We start from the raw sequence: 26,575 nt of genomic DNA, 5'->3' as shown, positions 1-26,575 counted from the left end.
TATTTTAGGAGGATCCGCTATGTATACTATGAAAGAAGCCTGCGATGAAGTAGGTATGAGCTATGAGACCTTAAAATTTTACTGTAAAGAAGGTTTGATTCCTAATCTGAAAAGAGATAAAAACAATTACCGGAATTTTGACGAAAGAAATATTGCATGGATAAAGGGCTTACAATCCTTAAGAAAATGTGGAATGAGCATAAAGGATATGAAAATATATATGAACCTTTGTTTAGAAGGTCCTTCAACAATTCCTCAGAGAAAGAAGATGCTTTATAATACAAAAGAATTATTATTAAAAAGGCTTGAAGAAATCAATGATTGCATTAAATTTATTGATGGCAAGCAATCCTTTTATGATGGTGTCTTATCAGGGGAAATAGAATATATAAGTAATCTAATAGACAAATAAACTAAACAATTGTCCGTGATACTGCTATACGGCTGTATAGCAGTCCTCAATTATCTCGTCAGCTAAATTATTTAACACTGCCGCAGTTCGACCTCTTAAAACAATACTTGTCCTAAAGAATTATATCAAAAAAGAAAGGTTATATTCCTATAATTTCTGCGCCACTTATTATTCAGGTGAATATAATGAATGGTAAGTTGGTGAAGTTAATTTGAAGCTACTAAGTAATACGAAAGCGGTGAATAACTTGAAGGAAATTCTACTAAATAAAAAGGAATATATCTATAAAAGAAAAAGTTATACTGGCCTTGAAGAAATTACCAAAGGTGACATTAAAGAAAGGGACAATATTGAAATCTTGTAGGAGGTGCGAAAATGGATGGTCTTACCTATGGAATTATAGGCTGCGGACGGATTTCATCAAATCATTTAAAGGCAGCATTTAAAAGCGGCCTTATAATAAGCTGTCTTTGTGATATAAATATACAAAGATTAGAAGAAAAGTATGACAAAATCAGTCTTTATGCTCCAGTAAAAAAATATACAGATTACAAGCTACTTTTAAAAGAGGCACCTCCCGATATCATAGCCATCTGCACTGATAGTGGCAGCCATGGGAAAATAGCCCTAGACTGCATAGATGCTGGATGCAATGTAATAATAGAAAAGCCAATAACCTTAAATCTAGAGGAAGCAGATAGAATCATTGATGCATCGAGAAATAAAGGTGTTAAAGTAGCAGTATGCCATCAAAACCGCTTTAATAAGGCTATTCAAAAGGTAAGGGAGGCGATAGAAGAGCAGCGTTTAGGCCGTATACTCTATGGCTCTGCCCATATATTATGGTCCAGAAACCAGATGTATTATGATCAAGCTTCCTGGAGAGGAACCTGGGCCAGTGATGGTGGCGCTCTTATGAATCAATGCATTCATAATATAGATATGCTACGGTGGATGATGGGCGATGATATTAAGGAGGTAACGGGGTTAATTGATAATATGAATCATCCCTATATAGAAGCTGAAGATCTAGGCCTTGCAATGATTAAATTTCAAAATGGAGCTTATGGACTTATAGAAGGTACAGTGAATACCTTCCCTGACAATCTTGAAGAAACCTTATATATATTTGGAGAAAAAGGAACTATCAAGGTTGGTGGAAAATCCTTAAACCTTATAGAAGAATGGAACTTTCAGGATATTCGCATAGAAGACTTAACAGCTGAGCTTAAATACAGAGAAAATCCTCCTGATATATATGGCTTCGGACATCTTCCATTATACGAGGATATGATAGCTGCAATAAAAGATAATCGTCCTACTTATATAGATGCCATTGCTGGAAGAAATGCCTTAGAGCTTGTCCTAGCAATTTATAAATCCTCTCAGGAAAAAAAGGCTGTTACCCTCCCTCTAAAAACAGGAAGCACCCTGGACTTTAAAGGAGATTCTTAATATGGAAGGCTACTATGTCCACGAAAGCAGCTATATAGATGCGCCCTGTACTATTGGCAGAGGAACCCGCATATGGCACTTCTGCCACATACAAAAGGGGGCTACCATAGGAGAAGGCTGTACTCTTGGACAAAACGTAAATATAGGGCCAGGGGTTATCATGGGAAGAGGAGTAAAGATACAGAACAACGTGTCCGTATATCAGGGGGTAGAGCTGGAGGATTACGTTTTCTGTGGTCCGTCGGTGGTTTTTACCAATGTTATTAATCCTAGAAGCGAATTTTCCATTGACCCTAACTCCTATAAAAAAACTGTTGTTAAAAGAGGCGCAACCTTAGGAGCAAATTCCACCATTATCTGTGGACATACAATTGGCAGCTACTCCCTCATCGCTGCTGGTTCTGTGGTGACCAAGGATGTTCCTGATTACGCTCTTATCATAGGCTGCCCAGGAAAACAGAAGGGCTGGGTATGTGAATGTGGAGAGAGGTTAAGTCATAAGCTTACTTGTCCTAACTGCGGCAAAAGCTATCTTTTAGAAAAAGGAATACTTTATCCTTATCTAGAGAAAAAGGGGGATAACCATGGAATTTAAAGGAATAAAGGCTCAATATCTTGCTATAAAGGATAGATTAGCTCCAAGGCTTCAAAAAATTCTTGAGGAAGGAAGCTTTATTCAAGGACAGGAGGTTTTAGAGCTAGAAAGAGCTTTAGCAGAATATATAGGAGTTAATCACTGTATTACCTGCGGTAATGGTACCGATGCCTTGACCCTGGTTTTATCCGCCTATGGTATAGGGCCAGGAGACTGCATATTTGTACCGGATTTCACCTTCTTCGCAACGGCAGAGGCTCCTGCAAAACTAGGAGCAGAAATCATCTTTGTGGATGTAGATCCTGAAACCTTCAATATCTCCCCAAGGAGCCTGGAGGAAGCAATCATAAGAGTTTTGAAAGGTGGTAGTCTAAAACCAAAGGCCATAATTTCCGTAGATCTCTTCGGACTTCCTGCGGACTATAGCTCCCTAGAGCCACTGGCAGAAAAATATGAGCTCCTTCTCCTAGAGGATGGAGCTCAGGGCTTTGGAAGTACCCTCTGTAATCGCCCTGCCCTATCCTTTGGAAGCGCTGCTACCACCTCCTTCTTTCCCACGAAGCCCTTGGGCTGCTACGGTGATGGAGGGGCCATATTCACTAGGGACTCCGCTCTGGCAGAGGAGTTATATTCCATTAGAGCACATGGTCAGGGGAAAAATAAATACGACAACGTAAGGCTTGGCTATAATTCACGGTTAGACACTCTTCAGGCAGCAGTTCTTCTTACGAAGCTGGAAGCCCTGAAGGAATATGAGCTGAAAACTATGGAAAAAATGGCCCAAATATATTCAAAGAGGCTTTCCTCCATAGTAGGGACGCCTAAAACCCCATCATCCGTAGCCTCCAGCTGGGCTCAATATACAATCAAGCTTAAGGATGCAAAAGAACGTAATGGACTAAAAAGGTATCTGCAGGAAAGAGATATCCCCACTATGATTTATTACGAAAAACCTCTTCAGGAGCAGAAGGCTTTTTGCTATCTTAAGGCTCTCCAGGAGCCTTGTCCTACAGCCAAAGCCCTTGGAGAAAGAGTATTATCTCTCCCTATCCACGGCTATCAAACAGAAAAGGAGCTTGATTTTATATGCTCCTCTATAGAGGAATACTTTTCTTTATAATAAAAGCCTTAGAGTAGTTATTAACTCTCTAGGGCTTCAATGATTCTCTTAAATTCCACCACTATAAATGCCTATAATCCCCTTCACCAGTGCCTCAATATCCTCTGGAGTATTAAAGTACCCTGGACTTATTCTAACAGTCCCACGATTCATTGTATCAATAATAGTATGCACAAAGGGAGCGCAGTGATAGCCTGTTCTTACAGCAATATTCAAGGCATTAAGCCTCTGTCCTACCTGAGAGCTTTCAAAGCCTTCAAGATTTAAGGAAAAGACAGAGGTTCTATTTTTTGTATCCTTAGGACCATATAGCTTAACATAGCTTAAGGCAGAAAGCTCTTCTATGAGCTGATTTATGAGACTATCTTCCTTTGCCTTTATATTGTTTAAGCCTTCCTTCTTTATGAATTTAATCCCCTGTCCCAGTCCAGCTATACCTGGGGTATTTAAGGTTCCGCTTTCAAAGCGATCTGGAAGGAAGTTAGGCTGAGTTACAGAGTGAGAGCTACTACCAGTACCACCTTCCTTAAAGGTTTCAAGGTGTAAGCCCTCCCGTATATAAAGGCCTCCTGTGCCTTGTGGTCCCAAGAGCCCCTTGTGTCCTGGAAAGGCAAGAAGGTCAATATTAAGCTCTCTAACATTTATATCTATTGCACCAACACTTTGAGAACCATCCACAATAAAGGTCAGTCCATGACGCAGTGCAATTTCACCCACTGCTTTTAGATTCTGCAGTGTTCCTAAAACATTAGAAGCATGATTTATTATTATAGCTCTAGTATTTTTTCTTATTTCTCTCTTTAATGAAGATAAATCCACATGACCTTCTCCATCTGTGCCTATTAGAGAGTAGCTCATTCCCCTTTTACCTAAGGAGTCTAAGGGCCTTAGAACAGAATTATGCTCTAATAAAGTAGATATTATATGATCACCCTTTTGAAGTACTCCTTTAATAGCAATGTTTAGTGCCTCCGTAGCGTTGGAGGTAAAAATAATATTTAAGGGGTTAGGTACATTTAAAAGCTCTGCTAGCTCAGACCTTGTATCCATAATTACAGAGGACGCCTCTATCCCCATAGAGTGAGAGCTTCTTCCAGGGTTAGCACCATAGGTTTTCATAGCAGATAAGACCTCCTCATAAACCTCTGAAGGCTTAGGGAAGGAAGTAGCAGCATTATCTAGATATATCATAGAAACCTCCCAATAGCATAGATTTCCCTAAAATATAAGGGATGGTGCAAAAATAAGCATATAGCATTATATTCTGTACCATCCCTTTTTATTACCCTTATTCAATATCCTTCTTTAAATCATTAAAGTGTCTTCTTATCATCTTTCTTATCTCTTCCTTTTTTTCTTTTCTTTCTGAGGTTTTTACCGCTCTAACCTCTTCCTTTACTCTTTTCTCTATTTTCCTATGAAGCTCCTCTGCTATCTCTACTTCCTCTTGAATAAGAGCTGCATCATACCTAGTTAGCTCAGCATCATAGCCCTGAACCTTTCCATCAAAGGTGCTGGTATTGGTCTCCTGAACAAGAGCTACTAAAGCAATTTCTCCATCCTTAATATTATTTACTACCTTTTCTAAGATAGAGCTATTATGGGAAACATGTGCTGCATCTATGAGAGAACCTACCAATAAGCCTACACTTCCTCCTAATAGAATTCCTATAGGACCTCCTAATATTCCTATAAGTCCTCCTAATAAGCCTCCCTTAAAGATATCCTCACTGACTTCTACCCCTGTATGGAAGGTTTCGCAGGGTAATATTTGACCATTTACCTTTTCCACAAGAATTAGCTGAGAAATCAAGCAGCTTCTGCTGTAAGGATCTCTTTTGATCTCTGAATAAGCCTCATAGGCCTGACTTTCCTTCTTAAAATTAACTATGATTATGTTTTCCATATGAGTCATATTTCTATTCCTTCCTTTACTTTTGTATGTATAATAAGGTTATTATCTTCAAAAGTTACCCCTCATATCCTTTTTATACATCCTGTAGAGATAAATATTATATAATAGCAGAAATAGTTAAGTAAATGTAAAGAAATTGTAATATTGAGAAAACTGCTATTTTTAAAGAACTAACAAAAATAATTATCGAGTCCTCTTTACCATCATACTAGTTAATTTTTTGACAATATTCAATTGACTGTAAATTTTTGGAATGATATAATTTTTATAATAGTTGCTAATTAAATAAGAAAATACTCTTTATAGTATAGCTTTTTATAAATTTAAGTAAAAAATAGTAATTGATTATGTTAAATATTTAATAAAAGGGATGGTTGTATAATGGTTAGAATCTTAGAAATTAAAGAAAGTGTTTTTGAGGATAACAACAGACAAGCGGGCTTGCTCAGGGAAAGACTTAAAAAAGAAAAAACCTTTTTATTAAACCTCATGTCCTCACCAGGATCTGGTAAGACTACAACCCTTAAAGAAACGATTCCATACCTAAAGGAAGAGCTTAAGATAGGTGTTATGGAAGCAGATATTGATTCTGCTATCGATGCAGAAACCATTGCTAAAACGGGAATTACTGCCATTCAGCTTCATACAGGAGGCATGTGCCATTTAGATGCTGATATGACTAGACAAGGCCTTGAAGCCTTGGAAACTAAAAACTTAGACTTAGTTATATTAGAGAATGTAGGAAACCTTGTTTGTCCTGCAGAATTTGATACTGGTGCAGTAAAAAATGCCATGATACTCAGTGTTCCCGAGGGAGATGACAAGCCTCTCAAATATCCATTAATGTTTTCTATAGCAGATGTATTGTTAATTAACAAAATAGATGTGTTAAAGTATTTCGATTTCGATCTAGAAGCAGTGAAAGAAAGAGTTCTTAACCTGAATCCCCATATAAAAATAATGCCTATCTCTGCAAAAACCGGAGAAGGCATAGAAGAATGGGCTCAGTGGCTGAGAAGTGAAACAAAAAAATGGATTGAAGAATAAAAGACTTAAGGTGGTGAATTCTTTGCATGAGCTGGGAGTAGTAATCAGTGTAGTAAACTCCATTGAAGCTTTTGCTAAAAGGAATAATATTGAGGTAATAGATACACTTGTATTACAGATTGGAGAGCTATCGGCCATGATACCACACTATATAGAGGCTGTTTACCCAGCAGCAGTAGAAGGTACTCTCTTAGAAAATTGTAAGCTAAAAATTGAAATTCTTCCGGGGAATGCTCTGTGTAAAGGCTGCCGCAGTGTATTCAATATTCGAGCTAATAACAGCACCTGTCCCAAGTGCAGCAGCCATCAATGGGAGCTTTTAGGAGGAAGAGAGTTTCTTATAAAGGAAATCATAGTGCCTTAGAGTAAGGATTGTTCACTCCCCCTTAGTGATATTCCTTGCTTAAAGGATTTATTATGACTCCTTTAAAAAAACTTAAAAATAGAGTAGGACATGCAATTCATAGTCCTACTCTATGTAACTCCTGAGATATATTGTTTCCTTTTTACCTCTAAGCCTTGTTAAGGCTCTTCCTTCAATCTGGCGAATCCTCTCTCTAGTGAGCCGGAACATTTGTCCAACTTCTTCCAAGGTATAAATTCTGTCACCCTCAAAGCCGAATCTAAGGCTTAAAATCTTCTGCTCCCTCTCAGAAAGCGTTGAAAGTATTTCTTTTATCTCTTCTTTAAGAAAATTAAGCTCAGCCCTTTGAAATTGATCTCCCTGCTCATCATCGGCAATAAAGTCTAAAAGAAGGGTATCCTCTTCCTCTCCCACGGGAGTATCTAAAGATAGGGTATCACCATAAAGCTTCATTATTTCTTCTAGTTTATGTTCGTCCATAGCCATGATGTCTACTATCTCACTGGTATTAGGCTCCCTATCATTCTCCAAGAAAAATTCCCTTGAGACCCTTGAAATCCTATTCATGGTTTCTCTCATATGTACTGGAACCCTTATTGTTCTGCTTTGATCAGCTATTGCCCTGGTAACAGCCTGTCTTATCCACCACAAGGCGTAGGTACTGAATTTATAGCCCCTATGATGGTCAAACCTCTCCACAGCTTTTATAAGCCCTGTATTCCCCTCCTGTATCAAATCAAGAATGCTAAGGCTGCTTCCACGAGCATATCTTTTAGCTACGCTCACTACTAATCGGAGATTTGACTTTATCATTTCCTCACGGGCTGTTTCATCCCCTGATTCTATTCTCCTGGCTAGCTCTACTTCCTTTTCTGGAGTCAATAAAGGTATACTACCTATTTCCTTAAGATACATCCTTACAGAGTCATCGGTTATTTCTTCATTCACATATTCCCCAGATTCGCCCTCTAAAGGGCTGATTTCCACTTCTTCTATAGCATCATACTCTATAAGGCCTTCCTCCCTACCTATATCTGGCAATACACTTCCGCCTCCATTCATATAACTACCTGACTATTTTATCAGAAAAGCCAGTATGATGTAAGCAGAATATTCTAAAATTATATTTTTTTCTACATATTTATAGCTATTATATCTTTTATAATCTAAGAACTTTTTCAAAGGCTATTCTTTTACTGCCGCTCTCTAAATAGATTATTCCGCAGTATACAAATCCTTTTTTCTCCATTAGTCTCTGCATAGGTTTGTTATCCTCATGGGTATCTATTTTAATACTCCTAACCTGTCTTTCTCTGCAGAGCTCTTCAACCTTTTTTAACAGCTCTCCTGCGATACCCTGACCTTTAAGCTCTTCTGCCACGGCTATCCTGTGGATTACCCCATACTCTTCATCAGTAAGCCAATTACCGTCATATATTTTTTCATAGGTTGGTTCACCATCAAAGGCCACTGCTGCAGTAGCTACTATTTTACCCTCATGGACAAGAACATAGCTATAACCCTTTAATATATCTTCCTTTATGATATCCTCATTAGGATAATTATTTACCCACTGATATATGTTAGCTTGTCTAAAATATCTTTGTCCAGCTCTAATGATCTCCATTACACTAGGTATATCCTGTTCTGTGGTCCTTATCAGCTCCATTTGATTCCCCTCCGTTTGCTATTTACATTTTAATTATCCATCTTATTTCCTATTTTACCACCATATTATTACATTAATAAATCCCTTTTAGAATAATTAGAATTAAACATTTACCTCCCAATATGAACATATATTATTAATAGCTGTAGCACTGACATCTTAAGCTTACAGAAACAATTAAAATTTAGGGGGATAAATGGAAAATCAAGCTAATACCAAAACCAATACCAAGGCCATCGTTTCTCTTGTTCTGGGTATCATATCATTATTAATTACTTATTTAGGACTAGCCACCTCTATTGTAGGAATAATCTTATCTCGAATAGCAACTAGAGAAATTGAAGAGAGAGGTGAAAAAGGAAGTGGACTTGCCCTGGGAGGACTAATTACTAGTATAGTAGGGTTAGTACTTCAGCTTATCATTGTTATAGGAACAAGTATTTTAGCAAAATTAATTACTAGTGGATATTAACAAAAGGTCTCCAGCCAGTGAGCTTATTGTTCAGGGCTGGAGACTTTAAGTCATGGTTCTATAGCAATTATATACTGAAAATATTATTATCAATTCATCAAACAAAATATTTTAAAACGTACTATAATTAATACCCTGTTATAGAACTCCTACTATTTTTTACATTTTCCCAAAAATATCCACGATAACATATATATCCATAAAATTACTATTAATGTAATCGTATCCATGATATCATTACTTTATGAACCAACTGTTAAATATTGTCAATTTAATCACAATCAATTTAGCAAAGTAGTATTAAACGAAAGGAGTAATAAAAATGGAGAATAGTAGTAAAAGGAAATTATCATTAAGTGCCTGGATATTTATAGGCATGATATCAGGTATTATTGTAGGCTTATTATTTTTGGACAACCCTGAATTTACCACTAACTACATTAAACCCATAGGAACTATCTATATTAATCTATTAAAGTTTCTCGTAGTTCCAGTAGTTCTTTTCTCAATTATCGGAGGAGTTATATCTCTACAGGACCTAAAAAGAGTAGGCTCTATAGGGTGGAAAACCTTCGTATACTACATGCTTACTACAGCCTTAGCTGTAGGAATTGGCTTGACCTTTGCAAATATTTTTAAAGGCCAATTTCCTATTCTAGAAACTGCCGATGCTTCCTATGAGGCAGCTACCACGAAGATTATGGATGTTATAGTAAATATCTTCCCTTCAAACATCTTAACCCCTATGGTCAACGGTGAAATGCTTCCTGTAATCGTAATTGCTATACTGTTAGGTTCAGGTATTTTATTAGCTGGTAAAAAGGGTCAGCTTATAGGAGATATAGTTAATTCCTTCTATGAGGTTATAATGAAGGTAATGATGGCTGTTATAAAGATTACTCCTATAGGTGTATTCTGCCTTATGTGCAATGTGGTTGCAGTAAATGGACCAACTATTGTAGGCTCTCTTGGAATTGTTATTTTAGTAGCTTATCTTGCCTATATTACACATATAATCGTAGTGTACGGTTTGAGTGTAAGATTTCTTAGTAATATGAGTCCTTTAGCATTTTTTAAAGGGTTAGCTCCTGCTATGATCTGCGCCTTTACCACGTCTTCCTCTAATGCTACCCTTCCCCTTAATATTGAATGCTGTAATAAGATGGGTGCAGATCCGGACGTTTCTTCCTTTGTGCTTCCCTTAGGAGCTACAATAAACATGGATGGAACAGCTATCTATATGGGTGTAACCTCAGTATTCATAGCCTCCTGCTATGGTGTTGATCTTTCACTTACTCAGATGGGCATGATAGTTATCACGGCAACCCTGGCCTCCATTGGTACTGCTGGAGTATCTGGAGCTGGAATGATAATGCTTGCTATGGTTCTAGAAAGCGTTGGTCTCCCTGTAGCTGGAATTGCGCTGATAGCAGGAGTAGATAAAATCTTTGACATGGGACGTACCACCCTTAACATTACCGGAGATGCTACCTGCGCTGTCTTTATATCAAAAATAGAGTCGAATAAAAAGAGCTCCAACAGTGAGGCTGTTGAAACTATATAAGCTAAAATAAGCAGCTAACGATTTTTTATAATCATCGTTAGCTGCTCTTAATTTATATGAATAAATTTATATTAATAATTGCTTATATAGAATTATTTGGCGAGGCTGTATACTGTACTTTTATATCACTTAGCTCTATGTGCCTCCATATCCGTATACTTATCTTCTTCGGCCTTTTCTATATATACTTCTCTTTCCCCTTGAGAATTCACTCGGAGCTGTACGGTTCCTGTATTCTCTCTTAGCTCTGGTTTAGTTGCCGGTGCATCTCCCTGATAAATAACCTGATAATGCTCTCCACCCTGATCCTTGGGAATCTGAAGCCACAGATTTCCATAAAGAGCCATGGTAGCCCGTTCCTCTTCATTATCAAAGACATATATAAAATCAGAACTGTTACCGGATCCCCAGTTGGTTATATATATGAGCTCCATTTGTCCGTCTTTATCTATATCAAAGGCGGTAGGTTCTATAGTAGGATCACCATAGATTTCTTCTATAGAATTTTTAAATATATACCCATAACCCAAGTAACCATTATCATCTATCATAATAGCAAACAATCTTACAATATCAGGTAAGCTTGTTTCCATCTCCTCAACATGAATATAGGAGTTCCTTATATAGTTGCTATGAATACCATAAGAGACAGAAGTATTTAAAAGAAAGTGATAAAGCTTATCCTCCTCTTCCTTCTCTAAGGATAAATTAATATCAATGGCCTCCTTTGTTAAAGGCTTTTGTTCTGGATTTCTTATCTTAAAGGCAAGATCTAGAATCTTCTCTTCCGGATAAGTAATAGTAGCTTTATATACTGGATTAAAGTCTTCTCCAAAGGTAAAATCAAAGGCAAAGGTATATACATAGCCCTTCTCTCCTTCTGGTGCCAGCTCTCTTTCTACTCTATAATCTACCTTGCTCTCCTTACCCTTATCATCAACTTTTATAATGTGCATATTTTCAGGCATGTAATTTAAGGTTATAAAGAGGCTATCTATCTCCTCATTAAAAATAAGATTCATATAATACTCGTCTAAAGCATCATAATCAATTGCTTCCTTTGTATCTTCCCCGCTACCAAAATTCCTGGGATAGTACTGACAATCAATTCTGCTCACCTTTTCAGAAGCCTTACCTGCATAAACAGAAAAATTAATATCGTCAAAATTAGAAACCTCCTCCGCTTCATAGGCTTCCTCTCCAGGAGGGGCATCACCTAGCCCACAAGCTGATACTATAAGGGAAATGAGAGTTATAATTAGTAGTGATACAGTTATTTTTCTCATAACATCTACCCCATCCATAAAAGTATTATTATCTTATAATTTATTTTATCATGCATACGCTGATTAAAACAAATATTTTACATTAATAACTTATTATGGTTATAGATGCGTGATGGCATAATAAAAGCCCTAACCAGAATATCCTTCTGATTAGGACCTTTGTATTAATTATTATAAAGCTTAAATACTTACTTCAGTAAATGTATCTAAGCTTCAGACACTAGTTTCCTAGAAAGCCGTCCTGTACCACGCAGCTGCAACCTTAATCTCTTCTCTGGTGAGCTGGTGTCCATTATGCTCCCAGTGAAGCTTAACTGCTGCGCTGGCATTCTCAAGGATGTCCTTAAGCTCAAGAGCCTCCTCCTTAGGACATATGGGATCATTGGTTCCTGCTGCTATAAATACTGGAGTTCTTGATAAATCTGGCAGCTCTATTCCTCTTCTTGGCACCATGGGGTGATGAAGAATTGCTCCTCTTAAGGAAGCCTTATGGTGAAAAAGCAGGCTTGCAGCTATATTAGCTCCGTTAGAATAGCCTACTGCTATAATGTTGTTTCTGCTTAGTGAATATTTTCTTGCGGACTCATCTATGAATTCCTTTAGCTCCTTGGTTCTAAAAATTAGATCCTCTTCATCAAAGACACCCTCTTCCAGCCTTCTAAAAAATCTGGCCATGCCCATTTCTGAAACATTTCCTAAAGGGCTTAGCACTGCTGCCTCTGGATCTATCATCCTTGCTAAGGGTAATAAGTCTCTTTCGTTCCCTCCAGTGCCATGGAGTAAAAGAAGAGTTCCGCTATCTGGATTTTTTCCTTTTTCAAATATATGCTTCATACTTTTTCTCCTTTTAAAAATGCGTTTTTAGTAGCTTATAGAGGTCTTTCAAGGACAAATATTTCCCCTAGAGAGGCGTAGTTATTCCCAGCCAATCGGCATACGGCAGCTAATACCTTAGGATTTATCCTGCCCACTTCATAGACCTCTTCAGCCACATGAATTTGCACCACCCTAGCTATGATAAGGTCGCAGGCTGGAGCCTCAGTATCACCAAGAACTAAGCTCTTCTCCAGCACACATTCCAACCTAACCTTTGCTTCCTTAATACCAGGCACAGATATTTTTTCACTGCTTATCTCTGTTAAGCCAGCTAATTCTATCTCACTCTCCCAGGATGGCAGTGATGCTGAGGTTTCATTGACCTTTTCTACGTTTTGTTCATCCACTATATGAACCACAAATTCTCCAGTGTCCATTATATTCTTTGCGGTGTCCTTCATCTCCCCAGCCTTTCTCTGCACTGATAAGGAGATCATGGGAGGATTGGAGGCTACTACATTAAAAAAGCTGAAGGGTGCTCCATTTAACACTCCCTGAGAGGACCTTGTGGTAACAAAGGCTATGGGTCTTGGTATTATACTTCCTGTGAGCAATTTATAATTATCTTTTTCACTGTTTAAAGCGGTATTTATGGATATCAAAATAGCTTCCTCCTCAAACTAACTACTTAAGCTCTCTAACCTTGATAGGTAGGAGGTTCTGTTCAATTCTGCTTCTGTAGGGCTCGTATTGCACTGGCAGCTTAAGGTTTTCTCCTAAAGCCTCCATAGGCTCATCGATATCAAAGCCAGGTCCTTCCGTAGCAATTTCAAAGAGTATATGACCCTTTTCTCTGAAATATATTGAATTAAAATAATTTCTATCCTGTACAGGGGTTACTCCATAGCCTGAGGCTTCTAATAGGCTCTTCCACTGCAGCTGCTCATTATCATCGGCTGTACTCCAGGCAATATGATGTACAGTACCTACTCCCTGCCTTCCTCTAATACCAGGTTCAGACTTCAAATCTATGATGTTAGCAGTCTCTCCTTGAGCCTTAAACCTTATAAACTCTCCTTCTGCTCCTATCCTCTTAAGACCCATGTCCTTCTCTAAGAGCTCGGAGGTTTTATCAGGAGCTGAGGAAAAAAGTGTAGCACCAGCAAAGCCCTTGATTGCTACCTCTTTAGTCACTCCTCCAAAGGACCACTGATTTTCCCTGCCCTCTTCTCTTTCAACTAATTCTAAATTAAGTCCATGGACATCCTTAAACTGAAGGTAATCCTCTCCAAAGCGCTTTGTTTTGGTGTAGTCTATATTAAAGCTCTCTAGTCTTTTCTCCCAAAAGCTTAATGCTCCTTTTGGTACTGCATAAGAGGTTATTCCTACCTGTCCGTCCCCAATGACACCTTGATAAGCTCCTGGCCAAGGGAAAAAGGTTATGGCTGTTCCAGGACTTGCAATGTCATTTCCAAAGTAAAGGTGATAGGTCTCTGGGTCATCAAAATTTACTGTCTGCTTAATTAAACGGAGCCCTAAAACTCCTGCATAAAAATCTACATTTTCTTGTGGATCACCTACTATTGAGGTGATATGGTGAATTCCTTTAATATTTTTAAACATGTATATCCTCCTTTTATTCCTTTATATCTAAAACTTCTATATGATTCTCTACTTTACTTAACATATTAATTAAGGTAACTGCCTCCTCAGGCTTTAGCACCTGAAAAATATCCTCTAAATTTTCTTTATGCCTAGCCATTATTTCATCCATAAAGCTTCTGCCCTCAGGGGTAAATTCTATGTGTATTACTCTCCTGTCATTGGGGCAGGGATTTCTGTATACAATGCCTCTCTTCTCTAGCTTATCTATTACATAGGTCATGGACCCACTGCTCACAAAAACATTACCAGCTATCTGCTGTATGGTCTGACTTCCCTTAATATATAAGGTCTCCAAAACAAAAAATTCAGTTATTCCTAGCTTCCACTTGCTGGCTTCTGCCCTTACCCTATCCTGAATCGCCCTGGAGGCTTCCATTAAATGAAAATAGAGGTCACTGCTGCATCCTTCTGACATAGGTCCTTCTCCTTTGAATAAAATATCTTAATTTCTAATATTTTGAATTTAAGATAATCTTATATTATAAAACTCCCCTTGTCAATAATCATTATCAATTAATATTAACTTTCACATATTTGTAATATTTCTGCGTAAATACTACCAGTAAATAATTAAAGGCCCCAATCTAAGCTTAAGTAGATTGGAGCCTTATAACGCTATTATAAGTAATCTTCGATTTTTTTATTATTCTCCCGGAAAGAGAGGCAGCTTTTCTAAAAATATTATATCCTTACGGTCTGCAGCAGCTCCCTCTGCAAGGATAGCAACCTTGGCCACTATCTCCGCTCCTGCCTTTTCTGCCAGCCTGCACACAGCCTCTAAGGATTCCCCTGTGGAGATAACATCGTCCACTACTGCTACTCTTTTTCCTTTTATAAGAGAGGCATCACTGCCATCGAGACATAGAAGCTGGGGCTTTTGAGTAGTTATTGACACAACCTCATCTATAATAGGGTTCTTCATATAAGGCTTAATACTCTTACGAGCAACGATGTATTTATTCAAGCCTCTGAGACGGCTGATTTCATTAACCAGAGGTATTCCCTTAGCCTCAGCGGTGATTATATAATCAATCTCAGGTATTCTGCCTTCAAGCTCCCTTGCAGCTTCTGTAACCAGCTGACAATCTCCTAAAATAACAAAGCTTGCTATGGAAAGCTCCGGGGATAGCTTGATGATTGGAAGCTCTCTCTTTAATCCCGCCACCTTTAATTCATATGTATTATTCATTGTCATATCCTTTCTCTATATACCTATTCCTGCAGCAAATAATAATTTTAATAATATTCCGCAAACCATTCCTACAAAGGGATCTACAAAGGCTGTTACTGCTATGGTAACCCCTCCTACTATGGAATCACCGGGGTTTGTCCCAGAAAAAGCTATTGCTGCATCTCCCGGGAAGGTTACAACAGCACCTAAAATCAGAAGGAAGCCTGCTATAGATTGGCTTGGTACAAACTTGCCTATCTTAGGAAGAAGACCAGTAAATAGTATTGCCGCCATGATAACCATCATGATTACTCCAGAGGTAACAGCATGAGGTGCACTAGCTGTGGCAGAAATTATAGCTTCCACAGGGGCTCCACCAAAGAGAGCACTTATGGAGTCGGCTATTCCTGAATATATTGTGAGGTGATCTATATTTTGAGTGGTTCCAGCGATGCCACCAGTGATATTTCCGAAGGCTATGTTAGCTCCTATGGTAAGGCACGCTAGTACTAGAGCTCCTCTTAGAACGGATATGTTAAACACTGGCTTAGAAAGGGTAAGCTTAAAGGGTCTTTCACTAGGTATCATACTGGTTATTTCCTGATGAGCTACCTTTGCAGCTATGCTGGAAACAACAAGAGAAATTACTATGGTATAGACTAAATTCTTGCCCATGAAAAAATATACTATAATTGCAGTTACCATAGAAATAGCTCCAACAAGCCTATTTTCCTTTACCATATCTAAAGAAAGCTTTGCTAGTACAAGACCAACACCAGCCATCATACCGCTTAAAACAACCTGTCCAGCAAAATTACTAATAGTAGAAAGTAGACCTAAGCCTCCTAAAACAGCCATAAGTATACCAGCAAAGAAAATCATGGAGAATCTTTCCTTCATGCTTTTCCCCATGCTCCCAGCCAGCACTATAGTTTCTGCCTGAAAGGATATTGGTGCCACAGAGCCTAAGCTAAAGCAGGCAATAGCTCCTACTATAAAGCCTAAAGCTGTGGGTACAGAGGCAAAGCCTAGAGAAGCAGCGAGAAGACCTTGAGGTATACCATTGAGTACTACCCCTATTGCAGCAAGTAAATCCTGTAAAAATTCCATAAATAAGCTCCTAACCTGATGATAATATTTTAAGCGTTCTCATAGGACCATCACCCTATGTGCTTTACTCATATAATAATTAATTATCTTAAAATAACGAACTTTATATTTAATTTATCATATATTATTCGTAATTACAATATTTTTATCGCCATAATTTTCATTATTTTTTTGTATAATCCTACAAAACACGAACATTACTAAAATTCCTATTGTACAATCATAAATTAAAAAAGCTCCTCTTCAAGCCATGCTTTATTAAGCACAACCTCCAAAGAAGCCATTTTTAAATATTTCTAAGGAATGGGTTATTAACTACTTCTAATGAATAACAACCGTTGTAGTATTAGGCACCGTATCATATATCCAGCGAGCATTCTCCGTGGCAAGTCTTATACAGCCGTGGCTTATAGCCTCACCCAGCCTTCCATCCTTGATATACTCTCCCGTAGAGTTATAAAGAACTGAATGATAATAGTAAGGGCCTTGAATTCTTGTGGCATACTTAACTAGATAGGCTGTGGTTCCAAAGGAAGCCCTTCTGCCATTGATAAAGAACATTCCTGTGATAGTAGGTGTTGAAGGCTTTCCTATGGAGCATTCCCAGGAGTATAGCTGCGCCCAGGTTCCACTGGCATCCTTGATAAAAACATAAGTAAGCCTATTGCGAAGATCCGTTATAAGGAGATAAGGGGTGGGACTTTTAATAGAATTATCATTAACAAACTTATTTATATCCGTATAAAAAGCAGAATAATCCAGAGTTCCTGGCTGCAAGCCATCCTCCGATAGAAAATAGTTAAAAACATATCCATACAGGCCATTATAAACAACCTGACTCCAATCTCCAAGATTATTTATAACCTCTACCCTGGCACCCTGGGGTATTATTAAATAAGTCTTAGCTAAAGGGGTATCTCCTTCTCTTAGGTTTACATTAGTCCATGGGTACATACTTTTTGAAAGGTAATAGCGATAGACATAGCCCTCTTGCCCATTGAATCTCACCTTATCCCATTCATCATCCTGTTCCAGCACCTCCACAGCACTTCCTGCAGGTATCACTGTTATCACATTTGCTTCTCTAGACTTTTCCTCTCTTAGGTTTAAATTTACCAGAGTATATTTCAAAAAAGGCTCCTGGTCAATATCCATTTCTCTAAAAAACTCCATTTAATACTTTCCTCATCATAGTATTTATAATAATTTATGATACTTCTGTAATTGTGGTTACACCCATAGAAAAAGCTCCATATGATAAACTTCATAGGAGCTAATGATTTATATTAATCTTCAAAAGGGAAATGATGTGGTAGTCCTAAAGCATCTCTAACAGCAATAAATTCCTTCTGTACAGCTTCTCCAACAGGAACTCCTTTGTCCTTTCTTTCCTGCCATACTAGATATTCCTTTTCACCGGCAGTGTATATCCTTTCTTCTCCTGGAGCTTTTTCAGAGCCCCTCAGCTCTCTTAGTATATCTCCAGCAGTTTTCTTAAAGGCATCAAGACCCATGAAGGCTTCTGTATCTATAGCTATGAAGAAATGTCCTAAATGATAAGGAACCTTTTCTCCCTTTTCATTGATACCAGTGAGCATCCTTAAATAGTTTCCTGACTGGAGAGCTGCTGATAATATTTCTACTACGGTAGCATAGCCATAGCCCTTATAACCTGCCAGCTCTTCACCAATTCCACCTAGAGGAGCTAGTGCAGCATTACCAGTGGTTAGATCTTTTAAAATAGCCTCACTATCGGTCATGGCACTACCATCACGGCCTATAACCATACCAGCAGGAGTATCCTTACCGTTTCTTGCGTAGTATTCTATCTTACCTCTCTGAGTAATGGAGGTGGCACAATCTAATACAAAAGGAAAGTCTTCATCCGTTGGCATTCCCACGGTGAGAGGATTGGTCCCCAGCATATTTTCAACGCCAAAGGTAGGTGCTATGGAAGGTCTTGCATTGGTTCCTGTTATTCCTATCATCCCAGCCTTTGTAGCCATGGTAGTATAATATCCAGCTATTCCATAGTGGGTGGAATTCCTCACAGCCACCATACCCATGCCGTACTTCTTTGCTTTTTCTATTGCCATATTCATGGCCTTTACTCCTATGACCATTCCCATTCCATCATGTCCATCAACCACAGCAGTAGTAGGGGTTTCCCTTACCACTTCAAAATTGGTTACAGGCTTCTGTATCCCATCATTGATTCTATCTACATAAATAGGCTTAAAGCGATTACAGCCGTGGCTTTCTATTCCTCTACGGTCACTTTCCATAAGTACCTCTGCACAAATCTCAGCTTCCTCTCTAGGAACTCCTAGCTTTTCAAAGGCTGAAGCCATAAAATCTCCAATAAGCTCCCATGATACGTAAGGTCTTGTCTCCATAACACTACCACCCTCCTAAGTTTTTTTATATTTATAGCTTGTAGTTATCTAAATATTTTTACATTTCTTAGGACTGTTATATCATTGTTTTTATATAATTTCAATAGTCACTGGGATTATTGCTATTCTTTTTCAGTTATCTTGACCCTTTATTCTTATTGTTCTATACTATGATGTAATATTAGCAAACAGGAGGTAATTTATGAATAATTTTACTATGAAATCAAATCATACCAACAGCTTTTACGAAATTAAGCTTTATGCTCCTGAGTATGCTAAAAATAATTACTTACCCTTAATTATAGTTTTAGATGGTGGAAACAACTTTGAAATTGTTAAGAGCTGCATCAAGCAGCAGAGCGCCTTATCTAAAAAGACAGGAATTAATTCTTCTGTAGTAGTAGGAATAGCTCATCAGGAGTTTGAGAAGAAGGAAAAGAGATTTTTGGATTTTACAGCTCCCGCAAAGGAATATATCCATCCAAAGCACAATAAATTTAATATTCCAAAGGACCTGGGAGGCGGCCTTGCCTTCAATTCTTTTATAAGAGAAGAGCTCCTTCCCCTCTTAAAAGCCAATGTGAAATTTGATCAGGAAAATCTTACAATTATAGGGCATTCCCTAAGCGGATATTATGTCCTATGGGATTTATTAGATGGAACGAGTATCTATAAAAATATAATCTCCTTCAGCCCCTCTGTATGGTGGAATAACGATGAGCTATTATCTCTTCCAAACTTGTCTTATTGCCATAAAAATATATTCATAGGGGTAGGAGAAAAGGAAGGTGATATGGTTCCTGGAGCTGAGAAAATCTATGATAAGATAAAAGGCTTCACGGAAAACTGTAGCCTCTACATAGCCCCGGAAGAAAACCACGGCTCTGTGGTTATCGCTTCTATAAGCAGGGCTCTTAGGTATATTTTTTCTTTATAAAGAAACAAATCCTCTTGATTCTTCGTCTTATAGGTATAACAATAAATGAGAGGGATTTATCATGAGAAAAGTAATAATTATTTTGTTAGCTTTATTTTCATTTATACTTACTGGCTGTAGCAATACTGCGGAAGAAAGTTCAGAGGAAATAAATATTCCCACCCTTAAGGTAACCTACAATGAAGAAAATATTTCAGTTGAAAAGGGTGGCTATCAATGGACTGTAAAGCTTGGGCCATTTATTTTAAAGCAGGTTATAGCAGACTCAGCAAGTCCTGATCAAATTGCTGAGAAAATGAAAGGTAATGAAGTCCCCTCCCACGGAGAATTAAAGCTAAGCTTTTCAAGAAAACCCAATAAGGTTACTGTTGTTGATTGGAGTACAGTGAAGGATAATTCATATACTTTTGATGATAATACCATTATTGTCCCTAAAGAAAAGGGAACTTATATCTACGAAATTATTGGATATTGGGATGAGGGACAGGTATCTTATACCATAAAAGTTATAGTTAACAGCTAGGAAACTAAACCCTGCTCAATAAAGATAAAAAATCAATAAATAATAAAGGACTAGTAATTTATCAAGAATAAACTTTTATAAATTACTAGTCCTTTTAAAAATCATATATGCTTAAACTATTTAGACGCCATCTCATTGACCGCTGCACTTTCAAGGAAAGGTTCATACATCATCAGTGCATGATTTTCCGTAATGTACTCTTCTCCTAGAAAAGCTCCTTGAGAATCATACTTCTCCCTATAAATCTCGTTATGTCTTGTATAAGCTCCCCACCATTGACTCTTCATGGTATGGTTCTTTTCAATAACTCTGTAGCTGTATAAAGGTGCTTCGGAAGATAGCCACTGACCACAGAGCTCCTCTTCTGTTACCCATACCTTAAGCTGAAATAGTGAATTAGTATCATTTCTTATCATCAAATCTCTATAAGGGTATACACAGGTTGCCCCACTTCCAAAGGGCTGAGTTCTATTTGAATCAGGAAATACATCAAAGGTATGTCTAAATCTCTCCACCACTGTAAGAGGAGTGTGTAGTGTCATCCAGTAAATTAAGTTAGACAGCTGACAGAGCCCTCCTCCTACGGCAGTGGAAAAGCCTCCGCTATTTAATACAATTCCATCCTTATAACCCTTTTTATAGCTTGCCCTCCCAATAAGCCTCCAATAGCTGAAGGTTTCTCCAGGCTTTATTATAATTCCATCCACCTTTGGAGCTGCTATTTTCAGATTCACTATCTTATTATACTGATACTTCATATCCACATCCTTAAGCCTTCTTAGGAGAGGTGTTTTGTGGCTAAAACAGCAGTACACTAATGGACTTTGGCTCTTTTCTTTTGCAAAATTTCTTTTTCCATACCAGCTCAAATATCTTCTTAAGGTATAATAAGTCCTTCCGGCCTTAACCCTCAAGGCACTTCTTTTCTTAGGTTTAAGGTCTTTAATCTCTGAAAAATCTCTCATTTTATCCTTAACCTTTCACTGCTATATTTCCTTATAATAAATACCTTATTTAGTATTAATTTTATCAAATAAAAGCTTATAAAAGTATAAATAATAGGATTATATTTTAATGAGTATATCTTTGAGGAAATAACAAAAAATATCACTGACAAGACAACAATAAATTATTCAATATGGAGGGAATAAAATGAAATTATCCTTTAGATGGTATGGGACCAAGGACCCTGTAAAAATTCAATATATTAGACAAATACCTAGCATGTACAGCATAGTAACAGCAATATACGATGTGCCTGTAGGAGAAGTATGGCCACCAGAAAAGATAAAGGAATTAAAGGCTACTGTTGAGGGAGCAGACCTTAAGTTTGATGTTATTGAAAGCGTACCCGTTCATGAGGACATAAAGCTGGGGCTACCTTCACGAGACAAATATATAGAAAACTATAAGCAGAATATAAGAAATCTTGCTGAGGCTGGAGTGAAGGTTATCTGCTACAACTTTATGCCTGTATTTGACTGGACAAGAACGCAGCTGGATAAGACCTTAAAGGATGGCTCTACTACACTAGTCTATTATACGGACCATGTTAAAAAAATGGATCCACTTAAAGGGGAGCTTTCACTTCCTGGCTGGGACTCCAGCTATACAAAGGAAGAGCTAGCAGAGGTTTTTGACAAATATAAATCCGTAGATGAAGAAACTCTCTGGAAGAACCTTGAGCATTTTCTTAAGGAAATTATTCCCGTAGCTGAGGAGTGCAGGGTGAAGATGGCTATACATCCTGATGATCCACCTTACAGTATCTTTGGTCTTCCACGTATTATAACAAACGAAGGAAACCTAGACAGATTCTTAAAGATTGTAGACAGTGAGTATAACGGATTAACCCTATGTACTGGTTCCTTAGGCTCCGCCTCCTTTAATGATGTAGTTAGGCTAGTAGATAAATATTCTGCTATGAAAAGAATACATTTTATGCATATAAGAAATGTTAAGCTTTTAGAGGATGGAAGCTTTGAGGAAACAGCCCATTACTCCCCTTGTGGTTCCCTAGACATAGTTAAAATAGTTCAAACCCTGCACAAAAACAACTTTGATGGCTATGTAAGACCTGACCACGGAAGAATGATATGGGGAGAAACAGGAAGAGCTGGCTATGGACTCTACGACAGAGCATTAGGTGCCATGTATCTTACAGGGATAATTGAAACTCTAGATAAATTGGATTCAAAGGAATAAAAGCTAAAATAGACAAAAGACCTGATATCCTAAGCCTTAGATATCAGGTCTTTTTATGAGCTTTACTTCAGGAGTTTAGCTGCTTCCTCTGGAGACAACACCTTACCAAAGGAAACCACTTTTCCATCCACCACAAGAGCAGGTGTGGTCATTACTCCATAGGCTGCAATTTCAGTAAAATCCGTCACATGATCTATAGTTGTATCCATTCCTAACCCTTCTAAAGCTTGTTTAACATTAGCCTCTAGTGCATTACACTTTGCACATCCGGTACCCAAAACTTTAACTTTTGAGCCACTTAGCACTGCTTCCTTTGCCTTTTGCATATTTTCAGCGTCAAAGTTACCTCCACAGCAGCTCTTTACCTCTTTCTTTTTGCCAATTTTAAATAAAGCCATAAAACATACTCCTTCCTTATAATAAAATTATAAAAATCTCCGCCAATATATTTTCAGTGATGCTATATCACTCTGTGCAAATTTAAAATAAAAACTGTAGACCATTAAACAGATAACCAATGATAATAATCCCTATAGCTACAATACCCACAAACACTCCTAGAAGCTTAGACTTCACCGCCTTTTTAAGCATAATAATAGACGGTAAAGACAGAGCTGTTACAGCCATCATAAAGCTTAATATAGTTCCCAAGCCAACTCCTTTAAAATAAAGAGCTTCGGCAATAGGCAATGTTCCAAAAATATCTGCATACATAGGAACGCCCACAACTGTAGCTAATATTACAGAAAACGGATTATCGCTACCTAATATCCTCTGTATAAAGCTCTCAGGTATAACATTATGAATAATAGCTCCAATTCCTACACCGATGATAACATACCAGAAAACCTTCTTAACTGTTTCATAAACCTGTTCTTTAGCATATTCCATTCTTTCCTTCCTGGTAAGGTTAGGAGAGTCTATTTCAACGGTCTTTGCGTCTTTTACAAACTTTTCTACATACCTTTCCATCCCTAGTTTTTCAATTATAGTACCTCCAGTAATAGCAAGAGCAAGTCCAACAATTACATAGGCCACGGCTACCTTAGCTCCGAATATACTCATCAATAATATCAAGGAACCCAGATCAACTAGGGGAGAAGATATTAAAAAGGAGAAAGTGACACCTACAGGAAGTCCAGCACTAGAAAACCCCATAAATAACGGTATCGAAGAACAGCTACAAAAAGGGGTTACAGTTCCTAAAAGGGCAGCTAAAGCATTTGCAGTAATTCCATGAAACCTTCCAAGGATTTTCTTAGTCCTTTCAGGTGGAAAATAACTCTGTATATAAGAAATAATAAAAATTAGTATAGAAAGAAGAAGCAAAATTTTTATAATATCATAGATAAAAAACTGTATACTTCCTCCTATAGCTGTAGTGGTATCTAACCCAATACCATTTAGTATGGCACCAATCAAGTCATTGAGCCAGTTCATTCCTAAAATCTGTTGTTGAAAAAAATCCCAAATAAACATTTCTCTCTCCTTATATCTACATATCTACATTTATCGATATGTTTTACTTAATTATTGCCACCTAAAAGGTGGCAATATACTATAGTTTACAGTTACAAAGGTTGTGCAAATCACTATTCTCTTCATAGCTTTCAACCCAATTTTTCAATAGCTTAAAACTTTCCTGACAAATAGAATAATGCATCCATTTCCCTTCTTTACGAGCTTCCACAAAGCCAGACTCTAATAATATTTTCATATGATGAGATAGAGTAGATTGTCCTATATTTAAATCCTCTAAAAGCTTACAGGCACACATTTCTCCATCTATTAGAAGTCCCAATATTAAAAGTCTATTTTCATCACTAAGTGCTTTAAACATCTTCGCTGTGTTCTTTATATTATCCCGCAACAGATTCACCTCATATCATTGAAGTTCTGCATCTTTTTATACATCGATAATCTTCGATATGACTATATTATATTACTTGTCCTCATGTATATCAATACTTATTTTTAAAAATTTATTTCAACAAAAAAGATATGAACATTATTGTCCATACCTTTTTCTTTCTTTTTATATATATTTTAAGGTTGCGCTTTTAAATTTTTATTTCAAGCTATTAGCTGCATGCTCTCCTGCTATTCTTCCGCTGGTTAAAGCAAATTGAATTGAGCTACCAGTCATGTATACCTGGTTGTAAAGAACCTTATTAGCATTTTCACCAACAGCATAAAGATTATTGATTATTGAACCATCCTCTTTTAATACCTGGAAGCTTTCATTGGTTTTAACTCCTGCGAAGGTTCCCATAGTTTTACCATAAAGCTTCAAAGCGTAGTAAGGTGCCTTTTCTACTGCTACAAGATATTCCTTTTCCTTACCTAGGGCATCCTTTCCATTCTTAGCGCCTTCGTTGTAAGTTTCCATAGTCTTAAGGAAGTTTTCTTCTGGAACCTCCATAGCCTTTGCTAAGGCTTCAAAGGTATCAGCCTTAACTACCTCACCAGTGGATAATTGACCTTCTAAAGCCTGCACTAAAGCTTCATTAGCCTCAGTGGAATCTATTATTACCCAGGTTTTATCCTGTTCTAAAAGCTTATTGCTAGCTATAGCATAATGAATCTGTTCATTGGTAAATCTCTCTCCATTGCCATTTACATAAACCTTGGACCAATCCATCATTAAGGAAGCTGTTCCTTCTAGCTTACTTGCTACACCAAGACCTATTACCCATGGATCTTCATAGAAGGTAGCTCCTACCTTTTCAGCCATAAGCATTCCATCACCAGTGCTTCCTGCAGCTGCTGCACTAAGCTCTGATGTTCCTGCAGCCTCAGGGATAAATCTTTCTAGAAGCTCTTCATTCTTAGCATAGCCTCCAGCAGCAAGAATTACCTTTTTAGCATGGACTGTTAATTTTCCGTTCTTACCTTCTGAAATTACTCCAGTTACATTACCATCCTCATCTACAATTAACTCTGTAGCAGGTCTTTCTGTTAAAACCTTAACTCCTTCTCCCACTGCAAAGCCCTCTATATTATTAATTAAGCTTGTACCACCCTTAGTAGTTTCATCGCTAAAAGGGAAGTGAAGTCTCTCAGCAGGGTCCATACCAAAGCCTATTATAGATACATACTTATGTCCCACATAATCTACAAGCCATTCTGTAGTCTTAACAGCTTCATCCATGAAATAGTCTACAAAATTATAGTCAGGATACTTGCTGTCTGGATTGCTAGTAGCCTGTCTCTCTTTCCAAAGGCTCATCCAGTTCTCCTTGCTATCCTCTATCCCTTGCTCCTTTTGGAACTTAGTTCCTGTTGCCCCTATTGCTCCCCCAGAAAGAGCTGTAGAACCACCTATGGTTGCTTGTTTTTCTAATACTATAACCTCTGCACCATTTTGACGAGCAGAAGTTGCCGCTGAAAGACCAGAACCACCAGCTCCAATAACAACTACATCAGTAGTTATTTCTTCTTCAGTTTGATTCTTATCGCCGGCACCAGTCTTTGCCTTTAAGGCAGCCACATCTCCTCCAGCTTGCTCAACACAATCTTCAATGGCTGCAAGAATTGCCTTAGAACTCACAGTAGCTCCTGACACTGTATCTACTGCTAGGGTTTGACCTTCCACTACTTCCTTTGATATCTTCTCCATAGCAACATCTCCAAGACCTGCTGATTCAGAGTGCTCTAATGGCTTAACCTCTAAGATAGCATCCTTGTCAAATTTAACCTGTATTTCAATCTCCCCATTGTGTCCCTTCTCAGTTGCTTTATAAGTCCCAGCCTTATAAGCACCTTCAGCACCACTCTGGGAGCAGGCCGCAAGACCTATAGTCATAAAAATACATAGTAAAGCACAGAATATCTTCCTTGATAGATTTTTCAA

General features: G+C 37.8%; 29 protein-coding genes. 11 read left to right on the top strand and 18 right to left on the bottom strand.

The window, feature by feature from the left end:
- The first annotated feature begins 19 nt into the window (after nucleotides 1-19).
- From ACPWSR_RS08260 to ACPWSR_RS08245, 4 genes are all read left to right on the top strand, one after another.
- The gene (locus tag ACPWSR_RS08260) at nucleotides 20-412 is read left to right on the top strand and encodes a MerR family transcriptional regulator (RefSeq protein ID WP_426351208.1); all 393 of its coding nucleotides are present in this window, start codon (nucleotides 20-22) and stop codon (nucleotides 410-412) included.
- 375 nt (nucleotides 413-787) lie between these two features.
- Nucleotides 788-1,867 (top strand): Gfo/Idh/MocA family protein, encoded by a 1,080-nt coding sequence (locus ACPWSR_RS08255; protein WP_426351207.1) that lies wholly within the window; start codon nucleotides 788-790, stop codon nucleotides 1,865-1,867.
- Between the two features lies 1 nt (nucleotide 1,868).
- Entirely contained in the window at nucleotides 1,869-2,462 is a 594-nt protein-coding gene (locus tag ACPWSR_RS08250) for an acyltransferase (protein WP_426351206.1), read from the top strand.
- Entirely contained in the window at nucleotides 2,452-3,582 is a 1,131-nt protein-coding gene (locus tag ACPWSR_RS08245; protein WP_426351205.1) for a DegT/DnrJ/EryC1/StrS family aminotransferase, read from the top strand. The genes ACPWSR_RS08250 and ACPWSR_RS08245 overlap by 11 nt, the downstream gene beginning before the upstream one ends.
- A 48-nt stretch (nucleotides 3,583-3,630) precedes the next feature.
- On the opposite strand, the gene ACPWSR_RS08240 is transcribed toward ACPWSR_RS08245, so the two are convergent.
- Together ACPWSR_RS08240 and ACPWSR_RS08235 are read right to left on the bottom strand one after the other, a co-directional pair.
- The gene (locus tag ACPWSR_RS08240; protein WP_426351204.1) at nucleotides 3,631-4,773 is read right to left on the bottom strand and encodes an aminotransferase class V-fold PLP-dependent enzyme; all 1,143 of its coding nucleotides are present in this window, start codon (nucleotides 4,771-4,773) and stop codon (nucleotides 3,631-3,633) included.
- A gap of 97 nt (nucleotides 4,774-4,870) precedes the next feature.
- Entirely contained in the window at nucleotides 4,871-5,488 is a 618-nt protein-coding gene (locus ACPWSR_RS08235; protein WP_426351203.1) for a DUF1269 domain-containing protein, read from the bottom strand.
- A gap of 390 nt (nucleotides 5,489-5,878) precedes the next feature.
- Here ACPWSR_RS08235 and hypB point away from each other — a divergent pair, with 390 nt between their 5' ends.
- Nucleotides 5,879-6,544 carry a hydrogenase nickel incorporation protein HypB gene (hypB, locus tag ACPWSR_RS08230; protein ID WP_426351202.1) on the top strand — a complete coding sequence of 222 codons (666 nt, stop codon included), beginning with the start codon at nucleotides 5,879-5,881 and terminating at the stop codon, nucleotides 6,542-6,544.
- The gene (locus ACPWSR_RS08225) at nucleotides 6,516-6,908 is read left to right on the top strand and encodes a hydrogenase maturation nickel metallochaperone HypA (RefSeq protein WP_426351201.1); all 393 of its coding nucleotides are present in this window, start codon (nucleotides 6,516-6,518) and stop codon (nucleotides 6,906-6,908) included. The genes hypB and ACPWSR_RS08225 overlap by 29 nt, the downstream gene beginning before the upstream one ends.
- A 105-nt stretch (nucleotides 6,909-7,013) precedes the next feature.
- Here the strand turns inward: ACPWSR_RS08225 and ACPWSR_RS08220 are convergent, their stop codons facing one another.
- Both ACPWSR_RS08220 and ACPWSR_RS08215 read right to left on the bottom strand, forming a co-directional pair.
- Complete coding sequence (locus tag ACPWSR_RS08220; RefSeq protein ID WP_426351200.1) at nucleotides 7,014-7,949, bottom strand: sigma-70 family RNA polymerase sigma factor; 936 nt, start codon at nucleotides 7,947-7,949, stop codon at nucleotides 7,014-7,016.
- Between the two features lie 118 nt (nucleotides 7,950-8,067).
- The gene (locus ACPWSR_RS08215; protein WP_426351199.1) at nucleotides 8,068-8,577 is read right to left on the bottom strand and encodes a GNAT family N-acetyltransferase; all 510 of its coding nucleotides are present in this window, start codon (nucleotides 8,575-8,577) and stop codon (nucleotides 8,068-8,070) included.
- Nucleotides 8,578-8,773: 196 nt separating this feature from the next.
- Between ACPWSR_RS08215 and ACPWSR_RS08210 the strand changes: the two genes are divergently transcribed.
- Both ACPWSR_RS08210 and ACPWSR_RS08205 read left to right on the top strand, forming a co-directional pair.
- Nucleotides 8,774-9,049 (top strand): DUF4190 domain-containing protein, encoded by a 276-nt coding sequence (locus tag ACPWSR_RS08210; protein ID WP_426351198.1) that lies wholly within the window; start codon nucleotides 8,774-8,776, stop codon nucleotides 9,047-9,049.
- Between the two features lie 322 nt (nucleotides 9,050-9,371).
- A complete protein-coding gene (locus ACPWSR_RS08205; RefSeq protein WP_426351197.1) occupies nucleotides 9,372-10,613 on the top strand; it encodes a dicarboxylate/amino acid:cation symporter in 1,242 nt (413 codons plus the stop codon).
- Nucleotides 10,614-10,738: 125 nt separating this feature from the next.
- Here the strand turns inward: ACPWSR_RS08205 and ACPWSR_RS08200 are convergent, their stop codons facing one another.
- From ACPWSR_RS08200 to ACPWSR_RS08160, 9 genes are all read right to left on the bottom strand, one after another.
- Nucleotides 10,739-11,899 (bottom strand): hypothetical protein, encoded by a 1,161-nt coding sequence (locus tag ACPWSR_RS08200; RefSeq protein ID WP_426351196.1) that lies wholly within the window; start codon nucleotides 11,897-11,899, stop codon nucleotides 10,739-10,741.
- 228 nt (nucleotides 11,900-12,127) lie between these two features.
- Nucleotides 12,128-12,733 carry an alpha/beta hydrolase gene (locus tag ACPWSR_RS08195; protein WP_426351195.1) on the bottom strand — a complete coding sequence of 202 codons (606 nt, stop codon included), beginning with the start codon at nucleotides 12,731-12,733 and terminating at the stop codon, nucleotides 12,128-12,130.
- Nucleotides 12,734-12,768: 35 nt separating this feature from the next.
- Nucleotides 12,769-13,377 carry a flavin reductase family protein gene (locus ACPWSR_RS08190; protein WP_426351194.1) on the bottom strand — a complete coding sequence of 203 codons (609 nt, stop codon included), beginning with the start codon at nucleotides 13,375-13,377 and terminating at the stop codon, nucleotides 12,769-12,771.
- 22 nt (nucleotides 13,378-13,399) lie between these two features.
- Complete coding sequence (locus ACPWSR_RS08185; protein ID WP_426351193.1) at nucleotides 13,400-14,338, bottom strand: ring-cleaving dioxygenase; 939 nt, start codon at nucleotides 14,336-14,338, stop codon at nucleotides 13,400-13,402.
- Nucleotides 14,339-14,351: 13 nt separating this feature from the next.
- Nucleotides 14,352-14,795, bottom strand: coding sequence for a MarR family winged helix-turn-helix transcriptional regulator (locus ACPWSR_RS08180; protein WP_426351192.1), 444 nt, complete (start codon nucleotides 14,793-14,795; stop codon nucleotides 14,352-14,354).
- A 228-nt stretch (nucleotides 14,796-15,023) separates the two neighbouring features.
- On the bottom strand, nucleotides 15,024-15,569 hold the full coding sequence (locus tag ACPWSR_RS08175) for a phosphoribosyltransferase family protein (RefSeq protein WP_426351191.1): 546 nt from the start codon (nucleotides 15,567-15,569) through the stop codon (nucleotides 15,024-15,026).
- A gap of 15 nt (nucleotides 15,570-15,584) precedes the next feature.
- A complete protein-coding gene (locus tag ACPWSR_RS08170) occupies nucleotides 15,585-16,661 on the bottom strand; it encodes an NCS2 family permease (RefSeq protein ID WP_426351190.1) in 1,077 nt (358 codons plus the stop codon).
- A gap of 321 nt (nucleotides 16,662-16,982) precedes the next feature.
- On the bottom strand, nucleotides 16,983-17,834 hold the full coding sequence (locus ACPWSR_RS08165; RefSeq protein ID WP_426351189.1) for a L,D-transpeptidase family protein: 852 nt from the start codon (nucleotides 17,832-17,834) through the stop codon (nucleotides 16,983-16,985).
- A gap of 113 nt (nucleotides 17,835-17,947) precedes the next feature.
- A complete protein-coding gene (locus tag ACPWSR_RS08160) occupies nucleotides 17,948-19,057 on the bottom strand; it encodes an Ldh family oxidoreductase (RefSeq protein ID WP_426351188.1) in 1,110 nt (369 codons plus the stop codon).
- Between the two features lie 202 nt (nucleotides 19,058-19,259).
- Between ACPWSR_RS08160 and ACPWSR_RS08155 the strand changes: the two genes are divergently transcribed.
- Both ACPWSR_RS08155 and ACPWSR_RS08150 read left to right on the top strand, forming a co-directional pair.
- Entirely contained in the window at nucleotides 19,260-19,994 is a 735-nt protein-coding gene (locus tag ACPWSR_RS08155) for an alpha/beta hydrolase (protein WP_426351187.1), read from the top strand.
- Nucleotides 19,995-20,055: 61 nt separating this feature from the next.
- The gene (locus ACPWSR_RS08150; protein ID WP_426351186.1) at nucleotides 20,056-20,517 is read left to right on the top strand and encodes a hypothetical protein; all 462 of its coding nucleotides are present in this window, start codon (nucleotides 20,056-20,058) and stop codon (nucleotides 20,515-20,517) included.
- Nucleotides 20,518-20,633: 116 nt separating this feature from the next.
- Here the strand turns inward: ACPWSR_RS08150 and ACPWSR_RS08145 are convergent, their stop codons facing one another.
- Entirely contained in the window at nucleotides 20,634-21,482 is an 849-nt protein-coding gene (locus tag ACPWSR_RS08145) for a VanW family protein (protein ID WP_426351185.1), read from the bottom strand.
- A gap of 187 nt (nucleotides 21,483-21,669) precedes the next feature.
- On the opposite strand from ACPWSR_RS08145, the gene uxuA reads away from it, so the two are divergent.
- Complete coding sequence (uxuA, locus tag ACPWSR_RS08140) at nucleotides 21,670-22,722, top strand: mannonate dehydratase (protein WP_426351184.1); 1,053 nt, start codon at nucleotides 21,670-21,672, stop codon at nucleotides 22,720-22,722.
- 62 nt (nucleotides 22,723-22,784) lie between these two features.
- Here uxuA and ACPWSR_RS08135 read toward each other — a convergent pair whose 3' ends face one another.
- The 4 genes from ACPWSR_RS08135 to ACPWSR_RS08120 all read right to left on the bottom strand — a co-directional run bounded on the left by ACPWSR_RS08135 (nucleotide 22,785) and on the right by ACPWSR_RS08120 (nucleotide 26,575).
- Nucleotides 22,785-23,120, bottom strand: coding sequence for a thioredoxin family protein (locus ACPWSR_RS08135; RefSeq protein WP_426351183.1), 336 nt, complete (start codon nucleotides 23,118-23,120; stop codon nucleotides 22,785-22,787).
- Nucleotides 23,121-23,202: 82 nt separating this feature from the next.
- Nucleotides 23,203-24,195, bottom strand: coding sequence for a permease (locus ACPWSR_RS08130; protein ID WP_426351366.1), 993 nt, complete (start codon nucleotides 24,193-24,195; stop codon nucleotides 23,203-23,205).
- Between the two features lie 85 nt (nucleotides 24,196-24,280).
- Entirely contained in the window at nucleotides 24,281-24,562 is a 282-nt protein-coding gene (locus tag ACPWSR_RS08125) for an ArsR/SmtB family transcription factor (protein ID WP_426351182.1), read from the bottom strand.
- A 228-nt stretch (nucleotides 24,563-24,790) separates the two neighbouring features.
- The gene (locus ACPWSR_RS08120) at nucleotides 24,791-26,575 is read right to left on the bottom strand and encodes an FAD-dependent oxidoreductase (protein ID WP_426351181.1); all 1,785 of its coding nucleotides are present in this window, start codon (nucleotides 26,573-26,575) and stop codon (nucleotides 24,791-24,793) included.

The sequence above is a fragment of the Alloiococcus sp. CFN-8 genome, from assembly GCF_049943125.1.
GTDB lineage: Bacteria > Bacillota > Clostridia > Clostridiales > Clostridiaceae > JAEXZL01.
The sequence above is the reverse complement of the archived record's forward strand: the minus strand, read 5'-3'. Positions and strand labels throughout refer to the sequence as shown.